This window comes from Tolypothrix sp. PCC 7712 (genome assembly GCF_025860405.1).
Classification (GTDB): domain Bacteria; phylum Cyanobacteriota; class Cyanobacteriia; order Cyanobacteriales; family Nostocaceae; genus Aulosira; species Aulosira diplosiphon.
The window spans coordinates 6,043,214-6,060,965 of sequence record NZ_CP063785.1 but is presented as its reverse complement, the minus strand read 5'-3'; the positions used below and the strand labels follow the sequence as shown (position 1 = coordinate 6,060,965).

The following is a 17,752-nucleotide window of genomic DNA, read 5'->3' as shown; positions in this document are numbered from 1 at the left end:
ATATTAAACTTACTTACCTATTTTAGCTCTAAAGATAGAGACATTTTCTAAAAGTTGCAGCACACTGGTAAGAGCAACTTTTAGTTCCAATCATGGTGTGAAAATGTGGCTAAAATATGGTGTAGATAGAGATGGTATATTAGTAAGTATCGAAGATATCAGTAGTGGTAAAACCACACTTAAGTGCCCTTATTGTCAGGGTGATTTAATTGCTAAGAAAGGCAAGGTTAAAGAACATCATTTTGCTCATAATGAAGAGACTTGTCGCCCTGTAGCTAACCGAGAATTTCCCACTCTACCACTGTATGATAATTTTAATATTCAACTATCAGGTAAGGATGTAGCACAGTTAAAATTGCTGTGGCAGGAGTACGGAGCAAAAAATTACCCCATAAGTGCTTATTTAGTTACTCCTGGGTTACTCAAAGCAGGAATCTTGAAAAAAAATGTGTATTTCAGCCCGCCTGAATATGAATTTACGGAATTAGGTAAAATTCCTGCGGCGGCGTTAGAATTAACGCTATTCAACGAAGTTCAAGAACCCCTATTACTGAAAAAACTGCTGAAACTACAGTTAGCTGCGGAACATGCACTGCACAAAAATACTCCTGATTTAGCATATAGGCTCACTGATTTAAAACTCTACCGCGCGCAACTCAAACGCATCTTATCTTGTACATTATATTTTTTAGAAGTTCAAACCAATAAAGGAACAATCTACAAAATAGGAGTAACTGAACGCCAAATAACTGCAAGAGTAGCAGAAGTCAAAAAAGATTTACTCGCACATTACCAAAATGTTGCTATTAAAATATTAGGAACCTGGGCTAATCGCGGCAATGTAGAATTATATTTCAAACATCGTTATCGTGAATTTAATTACAAAATACGCAGCTTCACAGAATATTATAAATTCAATCCAGAAGAGATTTTAGTCGTGCTGAACGACTTGCAACAAATGAAACTTAAACTACTTTCGCCAATAGAAATAGATATTCTTGCCGAGAATTCTCGTTTAATTCAAATTGCTGTTTAATTTAGCTCATCCCATTGTTAATAGTAGGTAGTGGCAAGGCATTGCCCCATTGGTGTCAACTTAACGTGAAACCCGCTCTTGTGCAAGGTTTTGCCCTCACCCCCAGCCCCTCTCCCTCAGGGAGAAGGGAGCCAGAGATTTAGTTCCCCTTCTCCTGCGGGAGAAGGGGTTAGGGGATGAGGGCGCGAGGTATTTTTACAACGCCCGCCCTATATAGCTTTTAGCTGTTAAATTTTCCATCTCTCGGTGGCAAAGTTCACATTGCGGTTGTTGGTTTTTGGACATTTGAATTTTGCGATCGCCTATTTAATAGAATAGCTAGTACCACGAGATGCCATCAAAGGAGCGATGGCCGATCCAACTCAAATGTAGTTGAAAAATGAGTTAAGAAAAATCTAGAAAGATTTGTTTACCCATAGTTCCTTGATGCTACAAGCCCCTCATTTCGCTATGGAGTCAATCCGTTTTGGAAAGTTTGACGGCAGTTGCTACAAGTCGGCAAAGCCGCCCACACAACTTTCCGCAAAATCTAAAATCCAAAATTGTATGACACTGTTTTATTTGTACGGACTCAGCACTATTTCGTAGAGGGTGATTTATTTACCTGCAAATAGCTGTACATTAGACGCTGGGTTGTTTCCAGAAAATCGCTGCCCAAGTTAGCTTATCTAAATATTTATTGATTTTTGCAATATTCACATATATTTTTTACAATTCGTTCATAATTTATCCATAGAAAAATAGATAAAATTTATACTCTCAAAACTCATTTACTTCTTTACTCTTACTTAGAAGTAAATAGTATGATCTTCATCACTACTTAATTTAAATATGCTGATTTATATCATTGTATTAGCAGTCTAAGTGATTGATATTTGAAAAGGAGATTCCAACTATTGCTTGCTGAAAATTATGAATAAGAAATGGGCTGTTAAACGCATCACAATTAATCTCACATCCAACGAAGCCGAGAAACTTGAAAAATACTGCAATTTCACAGGTAGACCGGCTACTGATGTGATTCGGGAATTAATTCGCTCTTTAAAAACTGAAGCACCGGAGAAAGATAGTTGAGAAATTTAGCAAATACTGCTTGGGTGGCGATCAATACAGTTCGGTTAAGGGGGAAAGGGAAAAAGGGAAAAGGATTGAATCCACCCTTACCCCTTTTCCCAAATCACAAGGGAGATGCAAAATACTTATCCGAAACCTATTTGGGTGGCGATGATACTTGTTTAAATAAGAATTAAGTTTGATGCGGAATTATGCCATTTTAAAAAAAGAACGCGACAGATGGGTAGGGGCACGGCACCAGTAAGATAATTTGATATATCAAAAGATTATGGATGCCGTGCCCTGACAAGAAATTTATCTGTCGCCAACCTTTTTTGAATTGCTATTAATTGCTACGCAAGAGAATAGGGAACAGGAAAGAAACAATCACATTATGTTTGGGGAAAAACCGATTGTGAAGGCAGCAGTTCCAATGAAATAAATGTCACAGCCAAGCATAAAAGTTACGAAGAAACTGGACATGAGGATGAGGCGGTAGTCATGGAAGAGCTGAATACACCACCCACTACTCCCGCCACAAGTGCAATTTGACCATCTGCAGTTCTGACCCATCCTTGCGCTTCAACCATAGTCTCAGAACTAGAATCAATATCTAAACGTTTGATTTCTTCTATTCGTGCGCTTGGGGAACTTTTGCTATCCAATGTTGCTAGTTCAATTAAGTTGAAAGTACCTGTCATGGGGTCGAAAGTACTAGGGGGTAAACTACCGCGTCCAGTAATAATAAATTTTCCTAGAGGTTTGGCATTTGGGCCTTGAGGGCACACTTGAGCAAATTTAGTAGTAGCATCAATGACAGTAGAGGGGAGTTCGATGATTCCTTGGGTGCGTTGCAGTTCGGGTTGATTGATGTCAATTTGCCCTTGCACTCCTAATTCCGAACTGGCAGTAATTTCACTTCGGTCTGTCGGGAAGGAAGCTGGCAAGATTCCAAATAATCCTTCGGTGTTGATGGTGACATTACCACCGTTGCCTTGAAAAGCATTGGCACGGATATCACTATTTTCTTCGGCGACAGCTGCGATCGCAGTGGTATTAATGGTAATATTACCGCCGTTCCCCGCACCTTGGCTAATCCCTGCGGTGGCAGAAACATTGCCACCACGCCGCAGCAGCAGTAAATCGGTGTTAAGTATAATGTTCCCACCATCAGCAGCAAAAGATTCTGCATTGATTGTGCCTTGGTCTTTTACACTGATGCGTGGTGAGTTTACAGTTAGATTACCTGCCTTTCCCTGACCGCGACTGCGAACGGACAGAGAACTGGGAAACTCATTTATGGTAGAAATGCCTGTTACTTGTACCGCATCTTGAACATTAATGAGTAAATTACCGCCGCTACCGGTACTTGTTTGTGATGTATCTGCTGCCACAGAACCACCACCAAGAACATTTAAGCGTCTGGCGTTTAAGGTTAAATTGCCAGCATCACCAGAACTATTTGTAGATGTACCGATAAAACTAATAAACGCATCATTTGCAGAGCTACCGATAACTTCTACCAGATTTGAGGCATCAATAGTTAAAGAACCGCCCTTACCTGCACTAAATGTACCAGTAAATATTTGCGCCCCATCTTTAACAAGCAAGGAATCAGTTTTTAATGTCAAGTCTCCTGCATCCTCTGTTGACTCTGTGGAAGCGAATAAACCGCTAACTCGACCATCAGCGCTAGTACCAATAAGTTGCACATCTTTAGCTTCAATAGCTAAAGAACCTCCCTTACCCTCAGCAAATGTAGCAGCATTCACTACTGCTCCATCTTTGACTAGCAAGAAATTAGTTTTTAATGTCAAATTTCCGGCATTTCCTTGAGAGTATGAAGAAGCAAACAAGCCGCCGCCAACCCGCCCATCAGGCCTTGTACCAATGAGTTGTACGTCTTGAGCCTCAATATTCAAAGAACCCCCATTACCCTCACCAAAGGTAGAACCACTTACTACTGCCCCATCTTTAACTAGCAAGAAATTAGTTTTCAATGTCAAACTTCCCGCATCTCCTGTGGAGGTTTCTGTTGCGGCAGCTAACAAGCCACTGGGAACCCTATTATCAGCACTAGTACCAATGAGTTGTACATCTTGAGCTTCAACACTCAACAAACCTCCCTTACCCGCACCAAATGTACTAATTAATACCTGTGACCCATCTTTGACTAACAAGGAATCAGTTTTTATGGTTATATTTCCTGTGTCCCCTGTTGCGTTTGGGATTGAGGAAGCAAGGATACCACTGCCTAAGCGAGTATTAACACCTGTACCAATAAGTTGTACGTCTTGAGCTTCAATAGCTACAGAACCCCCCTTACCTGCACCAAATGTACCAGTAAATATTTGTGCTCCATCTTTGATTAACAAGGAATTGGTTTTTAGGATCACATTTCCTCCATCCCCAGTGGAGTTGCGCTGTGAGCCAGTAATAAAGCCGCCGGGAGCTTGATCGTCAGAAGTTCTACCAATCAATTGCACATCTTGAGCTTCAACAGTCAATACACCCCCTTTACCCGCACCAAATGTAAAAGTAGATACTTGTGCCCCATCTTTGACTAGCAAGGAATTAGTTTTGATTGTCAAATTTCCCGCATCCCCTGTTGACTGTGTGTAAGATATCAAGTTGTTAGATTCACCAATTAGTTGTATATCTTCAGCATCAACAGTTAAAGAACCTGCTTTACCTTCACCGAATATCAAAACGCCTACTCCCGATCCACCTTGAAGTAATAACTTGCTAGTTCTAAGGTTGATATTACCGCCCTGTCCTTTTGCTTGTTCTTGTACATCATTTATAATCGCACTGCTATTGTTAAGATTGATGGCGACAGTAGCATTAATATCAATATTTCCTGCCTGACTGCTATCAGCACCTATGCCACTCGCGATGCCAGCATATAAGACAGTTCCACCTGTCATTTCTAAATTCCGCGCATTTACCGCAATACTTCCACCTTTACCTGCGATAACATTTACTAAAGCAGCATTGCTGAGGAAAACATCACTTCTTTCTACACCCTCGGGAAAACTTAAACGGAGATTCTGTCCGTCTGCATTTAATCCCACTGTTCCCACACCAGCCAAACCACCTAACTCGACTCGCCCACCAAAAGCGTATAAATTTCCGCCATCCATTTGGATGTCGCCCCCAACTAACAGCAAACTTTTACCATCTGGTACGCGCAAACCCTGAGCAATATAACTAGAAGATGGATTTAACCCGGAAGGCGCAACGGAGTTATTAGCGATCGCACCTTTGGTAATTTGGTTAAATAACAATGCATCAGGCTTGATAGTTAGCAGAGGTGGTGCTTCGGGATTAGTAGCGCTGAAGTTGCCTATTGTGCCAAAGCGAACTGCATTTGCTGTTGTGGCGACAAAGGAACCACCAATATCTAACCTTGCATTAGCACCAAACAAAATCCCATTGGGGTTGATTAAAAAGAGATTGGCACTACCTTCGGTTCCCAAAGTTCCGAGAATGTTGGAAGCTTGAGCGCCTGTCACCCTTGTTAAAATATTCTCAACTCCATTCGGGTTGGCGAAGTAAACTCTTTGTCCATCGTTAATATTAAATTGACTAAAGCTGTGAAAAAGATTGCTTCCTCGCCTAGCACCACCTTCAATGCGATCGCCATTTGCGCCATTAATCAAAATATTAGGTCTAACAAGAGAACTTTCTGCGCCTAAAGTCTTATCTGGTGTAAGTTGAGCACGAACAGATGTGCTTGTCAATACTAAAACACCGCAGAACAGCAACAACTGAAACCAGTTCTGTCTTCTCAAATGGGGATGACTGCGCTCTTGTGAGTAATGGTTGTGGTGATGCATAGATGTGGTTGGGACTGGAATTACGCTATTGAACTATATTTCTGCCTTGATTTAACTTATGCATAATGTGGGTGACAGTAGAGAAAAAGCTGTCACGTTGCTTCTCTTCAATCAACGCTGCACGAATACTCCTAATTCAAAATTCAGGATAAATCCGCTTTCTTGAATTGGTTAGGGGGAAATTGCAAGTATTACTGCTTAGGTTGCCAGAAATCAGTAGTTTTTTAAATTAAATGTAAATTTAGGTGCAAATAGCGTGAAATTATTTCTGGGAGAGCGATCGCCAACTTTTCAGGTAATAACTTTTACAGGGTATAAGTATTACACTGTGAAATAATAGATCCCACAAATAGGAAATATGGCTAAAATAATCGTTACAGGAGCAGCTGGATTTATTGGTTCTCATCTGGCAGAAGCATTGCTCCAACAAGGTCAAGAAGTAATTGGTATTGATGAAGTTAATGATTACTATGACCCAATATTTAAGCGCAAAAATCTGGCACACTTACAAGTATTTCCTAACTTTACATTTATTGAAGAAGATATTCAGTTATTAGATTGGCCAGCACTACTTCAGGATGTGGAAGTAGTTTACCATCAAGCAGCGCAAGCGGGAGTTAGAGCTAGCTGGGGTAAAGGCTTCCGCGCTTATACCGAACGAAATCTTAATGCCACACAAGTTTTACTAGAAGCTGCTAAAGATGCGAAAAACTTGCAAAGGCTGGTGTTTGCTTCTACATCCAGCGTCTATGGTGATGCAGAAACTCTACCCACTCACGAAGGAATTCCACCTCGGCCTGTTTCTCCTTATGGTATTACCAAGTTAGCAGCCGAGCGTTTGTGTGGGTTATATCACAAAAACTTTGGTGTACCTTTTGTATCTTTGCGCTACTTTACAGTTTACGGGCCAAGACAGCGCCCGGATATGGCATTCCACAAGTTTTTCAAGGCGGCTTTAGCAGATGAAGCCATTCCCGTTTTTGGCGATGGACAGCAAACGCGAGACTTTACCTTTGTTAATGACGCTGTTGCTGCCAATTTAGCCGCCGCCACTGCACCTAATGCGATTGGCGAAATATTCAATATTGGTGGTGGTAGCAGAGTAGTGTTAGCAGAAGTATTAGCGACGATGGAAGAAATAATTGGCAAACCCATCAAAAGAAACCACATAGAAAAAGCAATGGGAGATGCGCGCCACACTGCTGCTGATGTATCTAAAGCGCGGGAAATTCTCGGATATCAGCCCAAAGTTTCTCTCAAAGAAGGTTTGACCCAGGAATGGCATTGGATCAAGGCTTTGTATAGTTAAAAATTGAAGGCGATCCAATACTTGTCGGTTAAGGGGAAAAGGGGAAGGGGAAAAGGGGCAAGAAAAAACCTTTAACCCTTACCCTTTCTCCTGCACAGACGCTACGCGTAGCTTGCTTAAGCGCAGGGGTACACCTTTTCCCCAAACCAGAGTAGTATTGAAAGGCGATCGCAATTGCTGCAATTGAGTTCTTAACTACAATAAATGCGATCGCCAAAATTTTCTCTTAATTTTTTGTGCCTATACTTTTATTCTTTGGCATCAATTGACTGGGGGGTTAAGACGAAGGTGGGCTAACAAACCTTTAAATACTTTTACTGAAGCTTTAACTCACCGTTCGCGTAATAGAATTTGACTAAGAGGAATTATCTACAAGATTGCTATAAATATCCGAAGGAAGACCAAGCAAACTCATAATTTCCTGTTGTAGAGGGTTTAAAGGAGGAACATAACCAAAACGCTGACCACGGGCTTCAATAATCGTCAAAGTGATATTAGAAAAAGCACGTAACAACCGTTCAGCAGTAGGTTGAGCAGTCCTTTTTTTTGGATGTTCGGGATACAGTCCAGCAAGAGAGTTGACCTCAATAGCAGTTAATTGCCGTCGGACAACAAACTCGATAATTGTCAGCAAACGTAGGGCTAGACTCAGTAAATTAATCAGCCCGGTAACTTGGTCGTCACGTTGCACAAACATGGGAGCAATCGAAAGTGACGCACCCTTGAGACGATGAAAACCACGTTCAGCAATCCATTCGTCTCGATAAGTCAGTACAGCTTGTTCAACTCCTAACAGACTCTTGGGAGCATTGGTGACAAAAGCTCTCCAGCCAAAAGTTTTGTGAGTTTGGGCAATAGCATCTTCATTGCGGATAACAGTCTGAATTTGATACCTAATTTTTCGAGTAATTTGCTTGGGGCGAGATGTGGGACGACCTCGACCAATATAGGTTTCTTCAACAGTTTCTTGGCACTCATAATCGAAACTCAGTAAGCCTTCGACTCGATAAAGGTGCAGAATTTCTGTAGCTTTTTGCAATAAAACCTGTAGGTCGTTGATTTGTCGTTTACCACGACCTTTTTGTGGAGTTAACGCCATCAACTTCTGCTGTGCGTTGTGAAGTCGCTTCTCTAATCCCTGAACCTGTTGTTTTGCAAGTGTTGGTGAGTGAACAATCAACACCCTTTCTTGCCAGCATAGTAATGGCAATTGTTCATCAACCACCTCGACAGGACGACACACCTCATAGCCAGTGGCGATAGTTGTTTCAAGGACATCCAAGTCTGGGCTGGTTTCACTGTTGTGATGAACACTGGTTCGCTTGATATCAATCAGGGGAAATTTACCTGCAACAGCATCATCTACCCAGCCGGCAAGAAGTTCTGGAGTTTTACCAACTAGGGATAATGGACATAGGTAGTAATCTCCCTGAATATGTATGTTGCAGCGTGTTGATAGTGAACTCATTTTACAGTCGCCAACAAACAACAACCCTTTTTTGTTCAGTGTGGCAGCAATTTGTTGGTAGGCGGGAATGTACAACCCATCATCTGCTTGTTCTCCAGATACTACCTGAGTGACAAGAGGCATCCCTAATGGGTCTATCATCCCCATCATGAGTTTTACCTGTGGCAAGTTTGGATCATCTTTGCTGTGTCCAAATTGGAATAAACCTGACTCACTGACGAGATGGTGTCCACTAATTGTTGTTGCGTCTAAACGCACTTGCTCCACCGCTAAGTCATAGGCTCGGATAGTGTTTTGCGTGAGACACCGTTCTATTTGTTCCCAAGTTTCGGGCTTGCTTAAACGCTTCAACAGTATTCCTAAACGGTCATCTGTAAAGTCGGTTTCTCGAATGTTGAATCCGCATACTTGCTCTATGGTGTAGTGTCGTTGTTCCACCCATTCCCGAACACGTACTTTTCGGTGGTCGCCCTGTGAGATGATATATGATAACCAAATGCAAGCTACCCATCCCCAATCCAGCCCTTCCTGTTTCCAATGACGTGGCAAATTTTGGTTGAGGATTTCTGGCAGTCCCATTTTTTTCATCACCTCTAGCAGCAGAACCACATCGTCGATTCGTTCTGAGATTATTTGTTGGGGTAAATGTGCCATTTCTCACACTTACCATTAAACCGTTACACCCTACACAACTTTCTTTCTGGCATAAGGGATGCCAAAAACGATCGCCTGCTTAGAGACTCTCCCTTATTTCATCTATTTCACCAAACTCATCCTCGATTGCGCGAACGGTAAGTTTATTAATCTCAACAATTTGCAGGCGCACAACATTCTTGTGTCCTTATTCGCTGATAATTTCCCCTTGTCCCCCAATCCCCAGTCCCCAATCCCCAATCCCCAATCCCCAATCCCCAATCCCCACTACCTCGCTACAGAATACTCTTGCTGGTGAGCTTCCTGGTTGAAATAGTAGTAGCTATGACTTTCGTTTTTGGGAATCACACCATTAACAACTTGTCCTAAGACATTCTGACCAGATTTTTCCAAAATTTCACAAGCGATCGCTGCATGGACAGAATCAACTACCCCAGGACGAACGATAAATAAAACACCATCAGCCATTTGTCCCAAGGTGGCTGCATCGGCGGCGACGTTTAATGAAGGCGCGTCAATAATCACAAAATCGTAGTTGGTAGCATAAGTTTGCATTAAAGAAGCCATACGTTTTGAGTCTAATAAAGATGCGGGTGAAGGCGGTACAACTCCCGCTGTCAACACATCTAAATTATCTGTAACTTGTTTGATAGCTATATCACTTTCAGCCTGTCCAATAATTACATGGCTCAAACCTTGACTATTAGTGAGTTCCCAAATTTTATGCTGAACTGGACAATGTAAATCCCCATCTATGAGTAGAACTTGACGTTCTGTTTGTGCCATAGCTAGAGCTAAATTAGCTGCTACTGTTGATTTACCTTCACCTGGTATGGAACTAGTCACCACAATAGTTTTTAACTCTTTATCAGCACTCATAAACTTCAAATTAGCGCGCAGCATTCGGTAGGCTTCGCTAATAGGAGAACGTGGATAATCTCTCAAAACCAACCTAGAAGGATAAATTTCTAAACCCTCCTGGCTATGATGATATGTTCTCGGCTCTTGAAAAAAGGGTATCACCCCCAACAAAGTTAATCCTAGTAATTCTTTAGCTTCATCAATTGTTTTAATTGATTTATCTTTGGCTTCTAAAATATACATATATGCTATCGCCGCTAAAGTAGCTAATAAACCTGCGCTGATATATGCAATTAAAGGCGAAGCTACAGGCTTATCAGGAACTTGAGCCTCAGATACTAAACTGGCATTACCTACATTTTGATTTTCGGCAATACGGCTTTCTTGTAGCTTTTGTAGTAGCAATGAATATGTATTTTGCGATGCTTGAACTTTGCGTTCTAACTGTCGCTGTTGTTGCTCTAACCGTGGCAAAATATTGAGCCGTTGCTTATATGCTGATTGTAAGTTAGATAAGGCTGCAACTTTACTGACTAAACCCAGACGATTTGACTCTAATTTTACCAAATCTCCAGCCAGTTGTTGTTTGAGCGCTCCATTTTGAAAATTGCTATTATCTTGTGTTTGTGTTGTGCCTACAGCTTGTTTAATACGCTGGTTTAATATTGCTTTTAAAGCTTTTTGTTTATTTACTAAACTGATGATTTCTGGATGATCGTCCTGTAAAACAGTACGCCTTGCAGCTAGTTGCGATTCTAGTTGCTGAACTTCCTTGAGAATATCTTGCACTCCAGCAGTTTGGCTGACGTTAGTTGCAGTTACAGCCTGTTGCGAGGTCATGTTTAATTGCTGACGGAGTGATTCTGACTGTGAGTTGATATCGGCAATTTGAGATTGAGATTCACCTATTTGTCTTTGAAAATCTGTCACTAATTCGATTGATTTACTGGCTTCTTCTTCTAAAGAAACGATTTTATTTCTTTCCTTGAATCTTGCTAGTTCAGCTTCGGCATTACTGACAATTGATTCGGCAGTAGGTAATTGCATAGTAATAAACTTGCGGGCGGCGGATGCTTCTTTGCGTCGGGAAGATACATTATGATCTAAATAGGCACGCATCACTGTATTCACAACTTCTGCAGCAACTTCTGGGTCTCTATCTCGATAAGAAATTTGGATGACATCCGCCCCCTTAATATCTTTCACTGTAAAATTCTTCAAAAATTCCCGTGGTTTTAAGGGTTGCCCTTGGTCATTTTTCAAGTCAAGTTCAATGATAGTTTGTTGTACTAAAGGAATAGAACGGATAATTTCTGCTTCTGTATTTAAAGGATTAGTTTTATCATCCTGGGTTACTGCTTCTAGTTTGCCTAATTCTGGTGCTACTCCGGTCATAGTAGAAATCGTATTTGACCTTTGAAACATCAGTTTACCCTCTGCCTCATAAGCTGGCTTTTGGAAATGTAAAGCCAGTAGAGTCAGAAACATGACTGGGAAGAAAACTCCTAAACTAGGGTACCAACGGCGCTGGATAATTTGCCAATATTTATCAAATGAGGATGCAGATTCGATTGTATGCATAACGGTTTTTGTTTTTATAATAAACAGATTTAAGTAATTACTAATTCGTAATTTGTAATTCGTAATTAAAAAATTATTGCTCTCGCTATATGGTGATAAGATATTTTTCTAATAAGAAGCTTGTGAGCTTAACAAGATGAAAGGTGATTTCGTAAATTAGTTGTAGAATTTTGATGGTGAATTGTGGCGATCGCACTGATTACCCGTTCTAAATCTGCGTCGGTTAAATTGGAACCTGAAGGTAAACAAAGACCTCTGGTAAATAAATCTTCAGACACCGCACCACCGATACATTCACAGTCAGCAAATACAGGTTGTAGATGCAAAGGCTTCCACACAGGACGGGATTCAATTTGCTGTTCTGCAAGGGCGAGGCGGATTTGTTCTCGATCTGCACCAAAGGCTTTGGGGTCGATTGTCAAGCAAGTAAGCCAGCGAGTAGCTTGACCAAAACCCACTTCTGGCATAAATTCGATTCCTGGTAGCTTTCCTAAAGCTTGTTGATAAATTTTAAAGTTGCGTCTGCGGGCTGTAACTCGTTCAGATAAAACCTGCAATTGACCCCTACCAATTCCCGCCAAAACGTTGCTGAGACGATAATTGTAACCGATTTCTGAATGTTGGTAATGGGGAGCGCGATCGCGGGCTTGGGTAGCCAAAAACCGCGCTTTCTCTATTAGTTGGGAATCATGAGAGACTAACATCCCACCGCCAGAAGTGGTAATAATTTTATTGCCGTTAAAGGAAAAAATACCGATGCGTCCGAAACTTCCAGTGGCACGTCCTTTATAAGTAGCACCTAAAGATTCGGCTGCATCTTCAATTAAGGGTATGCCAAAATGATTGCAAGCTTCTAAAATGGGGTCAATATCTGCACTTTGACCATATAGGTGAACCACAATCACAGCTTTAGGTAAATTACCAATTCTGGCGCGGCGTTCCAACGTTCCCCATAATAGATCGGGATTCATATTCCAAGAAATGCGATCGCAGTCAATAAAAACTGGCTTTGCACCTAAATAAGTAATGGGGTTAGCTGTAGCCGCAAACGTCAAAGTAGAACAAAAGACTTCATCCCCAGGCTGTACCCCCACCAATCGCAAAGCCAAATGAATCGCCGCCGTTCCCGAACTCACAGCCGCAGCATAAGGTGCTCCTATGACTTGACAAAATTCCTGTTCAAAAGCATCGATATGCGGCCCTACTGGCGCAATCCAGTTAGTTGCAAATGCTTCCTTGACGAATTCTAACTCGCGATCGCCCATGTGAGGCGGTGACAGGAGAATTGGTTTCATAGTGGGGGATTGGGGACTGGGGACTGGGGACTGGGGATTGGGGATTGGGGAACTCGGGGCCCCCTCTGGGGATAAGGGGTAATGGGGATTAGGGATTAATAAAAAGTCATAATTACCAATTACCAATTACCCATCCCCCCAAACTATTTAGTACAAACAAAATACAGCATTCCCTGATTTGGTTCTTGGAGAAAAGCTTCTAGAGAAGTCGATAATTTGCCTTGATTTATTTGAAAATTGGAACCCAGTGCAAGTATCTCAAAATTTGCTGCTTTGATAATTTGATATGCTTCTTCGACTCGATACCAATATAAATATGGTGGTTGATCGAGTAGCGATTGCAAGTTAGTATTTCCTGCATACTTCAATTGCGGTAGATATTGTATTGAGCGATTGACATGAGTAAGTTTCCTTAATAAGCGTAAATAGGCTAAATAAGGTAAGTACAATAAACTTTTGGCTCGACTATCAAAATTCAGCAATGAGAATATTACTGTGCCGCCTGGTTTTAAAATCCGATATGCCTCTTTAAAAGCATTAAATCTGCCAGTTTCATCTTCAATATTACAAAGTACTTGTTGCAGATAAACTAATTGCTCAAATTCATTATCACCATAACTTAATGATACTGCATCCTCAACAGCAAAATTAATGCTATTAGTCATATCTCTTCGTTTCGCTATTTCAACAAAATTAGGGACATAATCGAAAGCATATAGATTGGTGAATCCTCCTTCTCTCATGCAGGAAATTATTCTGCCTCCTCCTGTACCAGCCTCTAATGTTTTCAAATTTTCATCTAAATAGGTGGCTATCAAATATTTATCAGAAGATGATAAAGAATATTCCTTATATGCCCAAAAGTTAAATTCTACCGTGCTATACATTTCTTTTGGGCTATATATTTTAACTGCACTAGCCATGCTGATAAACTCCTGGTTTTTCTGGTAATCAATCACTATGCAATACTTGTCGGTTAAGGGGAAAAAGGGGAATAGTTCAAGGCAAAGAAAAACCCTTTAACCCTTAACCTTTTCCCAAAAACCAATTTTGATTTCAAAATGCTTAACCGCGTAGTATTGAATCACTATATTTCCTGATAACGATAGGCAGGAAAAAAGTGAGAATTGAGTATGGTTTTCAAATCAAGATTTAAAGTCTTCGCTTGTAAGTTAACTAATTCAAGATATTTTTCTTCATCGAGAATTAGCCGCATTGTTAAAAAGTTATGCCGGAGTTTAGAAAAACTCGCTTTGAAATTATAAAGATTTGTTGTAGCACCACCTAATCCACCTCCTAAATGAAAAATATGATTACTACGGTTTTTAGCCCAAAATCGGACATAATTAATTTCTAAGGAACCTGGAGAAAGTGTAATAAACTTACTGCTAGTTCCTCGAAAAACACTCTGCACTATGCCGCTATATTCGGTATATAACCCAGCAGATGCTACTTGATTATCAATTTCAACTATACATAAATGTAATTTCTCCTTTAGCACATCTTTCATTTTTTTAAAATATTGAGCATTAAAAGAATAGTAAATTTCCGCTGCTGCTACTCGCTGCATTGTTTCTTGATAAATTGCGATAAATTGCTCAAGATATTCATCAAAATTTACCATTCTTGCTGTTAAACCTACTTGCACACAGTTGTTAATTTTCTTGCGGCGATCGCGCTTGGTTTGATTCCAAATTTGTTCTTCAGAAAGATGCAAGTTAATATATACGGTCTTACCGTTAAAAGTTAAAATATCCTGATTGTGCAAAACCTCATTGAAATTATGATTGATAATCGGATGTAGGCGAAAAAAAGCTGAACATACACCCTTATCTTTCAAAACAAAATTTAACTTTTTAATAGCAGTTTCTACAAAATCTGGTGTAATCTTAGCTGCATCACTTAACAAAATACCTGGATAGCCATAAGGTGAAACTATATCAATACTTTCTATAGGTATCGATGTCTCTACCCCTAAATCATCACAATTACGTAGCAAATAAGGCGCAAATAAAATTTTGTCATTTTCAGAGATGAAGATGGCTTCAGCAACAGCTTTATTCCTCATTGCTTCTAAGGCAAAATATTCAGGAATTTGATAAAAGTCATGTTTGATATTTTGCAATATTTCTCGCCAATAATTGCTTTCTAAATCAATTACCTGAATATTCATAAATCCTCAGATTCAAGTAAATTAAATAATTTTGATTGCCGTAGGCTAACGCACCTAGAATTTTCACGGTGCGTTGCCCAAAAACACCCTACTTTCTCTGGTTAATTTCTTCTAGCTTCTTGTTAACCAACTTCTCAAGAGTTTCTGTATTATCTTTAACATCTGAGAGTTGGTGTTTAGCTTCTTCTTTATCCAAAAAACCAGTAATAACTTCTCGCGAAAGCAACTGTAATTCTGGATGATAGCCTAATCTTTGACTAACTTTGTATTCTACTAATCCCGGCAGAATACAATTAGTACTATTACCATGAATTTTTACTGTTGACCAGCCAAAGTCATCTAGGATTCTATAAATATCCTTCTCAGTTAATTGCAACACAAATGGCAGAGAAAATATTTGTATTTTCATCCCTGTCGCTTCATCTGTCACCCACTTTGTAGAACGTACTTCTGGTTCTATCCAGTGCCACCAGTTACGCCCCATAATTATGCGATTGATACGATGTTTTATACAATAATCTTGAATTTCTTTGTAAAACATATCCCCGCACTTATAGCATGGATAACCATTTTTAAAGTTATTATCCATCATGTCTTTTACATAAGGTGCTAGGTCAATATTTAGTACAACTAATTCCACCCCTAATTTATCGCACAACTTTTTACCATTTTCAATTACCTGCTCAGGAATAAATCCATTTTGAACTAAAACAGCCGTTACATCTAATCCAAATTTTTGTCGTGCTGTAATCAGAGAAACTGCACTATCCTTACCACCGGAAAAACCCACAACTGCATCAATCTTGCCACCCTCTTCTCTGGGAGTATGCAAAAACGTTTGTAATTCGCTATCTAGAATTTCTTGTTTGAAATTCTTTTTGTAAGTCATGCACATATTACAAACACCATCAGAGCCGATGTAGATGTTTGGTATCCGCGTATCGAATAAACATTCTTGGCATTCTACAGGCTTAATAAAAGGATTCTTACCTGTATTTACCCAAGTTTTAATTTGATTTTGTAAATGTATTCTCCGCGCGCGAAGATTATAGTTAATGCCGTTAATAGAAACTTTGCATTTATATGGAGAATAATCTTCCCGGAGGAATTGAGGAAGTAAGAAATTGAAACTTTGTAATAAAGTATTTGCTTTGCTCATAAATACCTCGGATGCTCAAAATATTTTTGATGAAAATTATTGCCCAATCTGGTATTAAAAATTAGCGAAATTGAAATCTTGTTTGATATATAGATAAAAGAGACAAGTGTAACAAGACTTCTGGAGAATTGCTATATTTCGTACTAACGATGATTTCCAGTATTAGCAAAGTCATTTTCTCTTGACTCTTGACTCTTGACTCTTGACTTTTGACTCTATCCACTAATTTGTGACAGTAGAGCGATAAGCTGGAAAGAAATTTGATTTTAGTAAGGTTCCTACTTGGCTATTTAAAGCTTTGGCTCTTAACTCCACTAGATGAGCATATCTTTCTTCATTAATGGTTAATCTCAGCGTCAAAAAATTCTGAGATTTTTGTGAAAAACCCGCTTTAAAATTGTAAACACCATCTTTTCTTCCCCCATATCCACCCCCTAGATGCAAAAGTTTATTACCCCGTTCTTTTGCCCATAACCTGACATAATCAAACAGTAGTTTATCTGGGGAAAATTTTAAAAACTTATTTTTTGTACCACTTAAGTAAGATTGAACTATTCCACTACATTCTGTGAATAGACAAGCGCACATAATCTCACATTCAAATTCTACAATTCCTAAGTGCAATTTGCTACCTAATTTATGTAACAAATTCCTAAAATATTCTTGCTGAAAGTGATATAGCTGAGGCGCGCCTACTCGTTGCATTGTTTGATAATAGATTTCTAAAAAATCAGCAAAATATTTGTCAAAATCAACAATTTTAGCTTGCAAACCATAACGTTTCTGGCGATTAATATCTTTACGATGATCCGAGCGAGTCTGCCGCCATATTTCTTCAGCAGAAAGTGTTAAATCTACAGCTATTGTTTCTCCACTAATTTGGCAAATATGAGGAGGATAAACTTTCTCCAATCCAGCATTTAGTATAGGATGTAACCGGACAAAGGCTGAACAGATATTTTGCTGTCTAAATCTAGATATTAATTCCTGCATTGCTAATTCGAGAAAATCTGGTGAACTAGCCGCAGCTTCACTTAATAAAATCCCAGGATAGCCATAAGGAGAAATTACATCAAAAAGTTCTGGACTTTCTGTGGGATCAGCAAAAAAATCGTGACAGCGACGTAGTAAATAAGGTAAAAAAAATAGTTTTTCTCCATGAGAAATGACAATCGCCTGGGGAGTAGTATTAGTTCTTAGGGATTCTAAATATACATATTCTGGTAAGTGGTAAATATCATGACGTACGGTTTGCAAAATCTGCATCCACAAAGGGTTATTTAACTCGATAATTTGAATATTCAACATAAGGGTTTAATCCCAT

General features: G+C 39.7%; 11 protein-coding genes. 3 read left to right on the top strand and 8 right to left on the bottom strand.

The window, feature by feature from the left end; all coding sequences use genetic code 11:
* Positions 1-103 precede the first annotated feature (103 nt).
* Together HGR01_RS24810 and HGR01_RS24805 are read left to right on the top strand one after the other, a co-directional pair.
* Positions 104-1,036 (top strand): competence protein CoiA family protein, encoded by a 933-nt coding sequence (locus tag HGR01_RS24810; protein ID WP_045873147.1) that lies wholly within the window; start codon positions 104-106, stop codon positions 1,034-1,036.
* 912 nt (positions 1,037-1,948) lie between these two features.
* Positions 1,949-2,110: a ribbon-helix-helix protein, CopG family gene (locus tag HGR01_RS24805; protein WP_045873146.1), complete on the top strand. Its 162-nt coding sequence runs from the start codon at positions 1,949-1,951 to the stop codon at positions 2,108-2,110.
* A gap of 443 nt (positions 2,111-2,553) precedes the next feature.
* On the opposite strand, the gene HGR01_RS24800 is transcribed toward HGR01_RS24805, so the two are convergent.
* Positions 2,554-5,928: a filamentous hemagglutinin N-terminal domain-containing protein gene (locus HGR01_RS24800; RefSeq protein ID WP_052335345.1), complete on the bottom strand. Its 3,375-nt coding sequence runs from the start codon at positions 5,926-5,928 to the stop codon at positions 2,554-2,556.
* A 358-nt stretch (positions 5,929-6,286) separates the two neighbouring features.
* Here HGR01_RS24800 and HGR01_RS24795 point away from each other — a divergent pair, with 358 nt between their 5' ends.
* Positions 6,287-7,237, top strand: a complete 951-nt coding sequence (locus tag HGR01_RS24795) for an NAD-dependent epimerase/dehydratase family protein (RefSeq protein WP_045873144.1) — start codon at positions 6,287-6,289, stop codon at positions 7,235-7,237.
* Positions 7,238-7,592: 355 nt separating this feature from the next.
* Here HGR01_RS24795 and HGR01_RS24790 read toward each other — a convergent pair whose 3' ends face one another.
* From HGR01_RS24790 to HGR01_RS24760, 7 genes are all read right to left on the bottom strand, one after another.
* Entirely contained in the window at positions 7,593-9,359 is a 1,767-nt protein-coding gene (locus tag HGR01_RS24790) for a hypothetical protein (RefSeq protein ID WP_045873139.1), read from the bottom strand.
* 267 nt (positions 9,360-9,626) lie between these two features.
* Positions 9,627-11,801, bottom strand: coding sequence for a GumC family protein (locus HGR01_RS24785; RefSeq protein ID WP_045873138.1), 2,175 nt, complete (start codon positions 11,799-11,801; stop codon positions 9,627-9,629).
* Between the two features lie 128 nt (positions 11,802-11,929).
* Positions 11,930-13,096, bottom strand: coding sequence for a DegT/DnrJ/EryC1/StrS family aminotransferase (locus tag HGR01_RS24780; RefSeq protein ID WP_045873252.1), 1,167 nt, complete (start codon positions 13,094-13,096; stop codon positions 11,930-11,932).
* Between the two features lie 143 nt (positions 13,097-13,239).
* Positions 13,240-14,019, bottom strand: a complete 780-nt coding sequence (locus HGR01_RS24775; protein ID WP_045873137.1) for a class I SAM-dependent methyltransferase — start codon at positions 14,017-14,019, stop codon at positions 13,240-13,242.
* A 164-nt stretch (positions 14,020-14,183) separates the two neighbouring features.
* Positions 14,184-15,269: a peptidoglycan bridge formation glycyltransferase FemA/FemB family protein gene (locus HGR01_RS24770; RefSeq protein ID WP_045873136.1), complete on the bottom strand. Its 1,086-nt coding sequence runs from the start codon at positions 15,267-15,269 to the stop codon at positions 14,184-14,186.
* A gap of 88 nt (positions 15,270-15,357) precedes the next feature.
* The gene (locus HGR01_RS24765; RefSeq protein ID WP_045873135.1) at positions 15,358-16,428 is read right to left on the bottom strand and encodes a 7-cyano-7-deazaguanine synthase; all 1,071 of its coding nucleotides are present in this window, start codon (positions 16,426-16,428) and stop codon (positions 15,358-15,360) included.
* 222 nt (positions 16,429-16,650) lie between these two features.
* The gene (locus HGR01_RS24760) at positions 16,651-17,736 is read right to left on the bottom strand and encodes a GNAT family N-acetyltransferase (protein ID WP_309227780.1); all 1,086 of its coding nucleotides are present in this window, start codon (positions 17,734-17,736) and stop codon (positions 16,651-16,653) included.
* Positions 17,737-17,752: the final 16 nt, after the last annotated feature.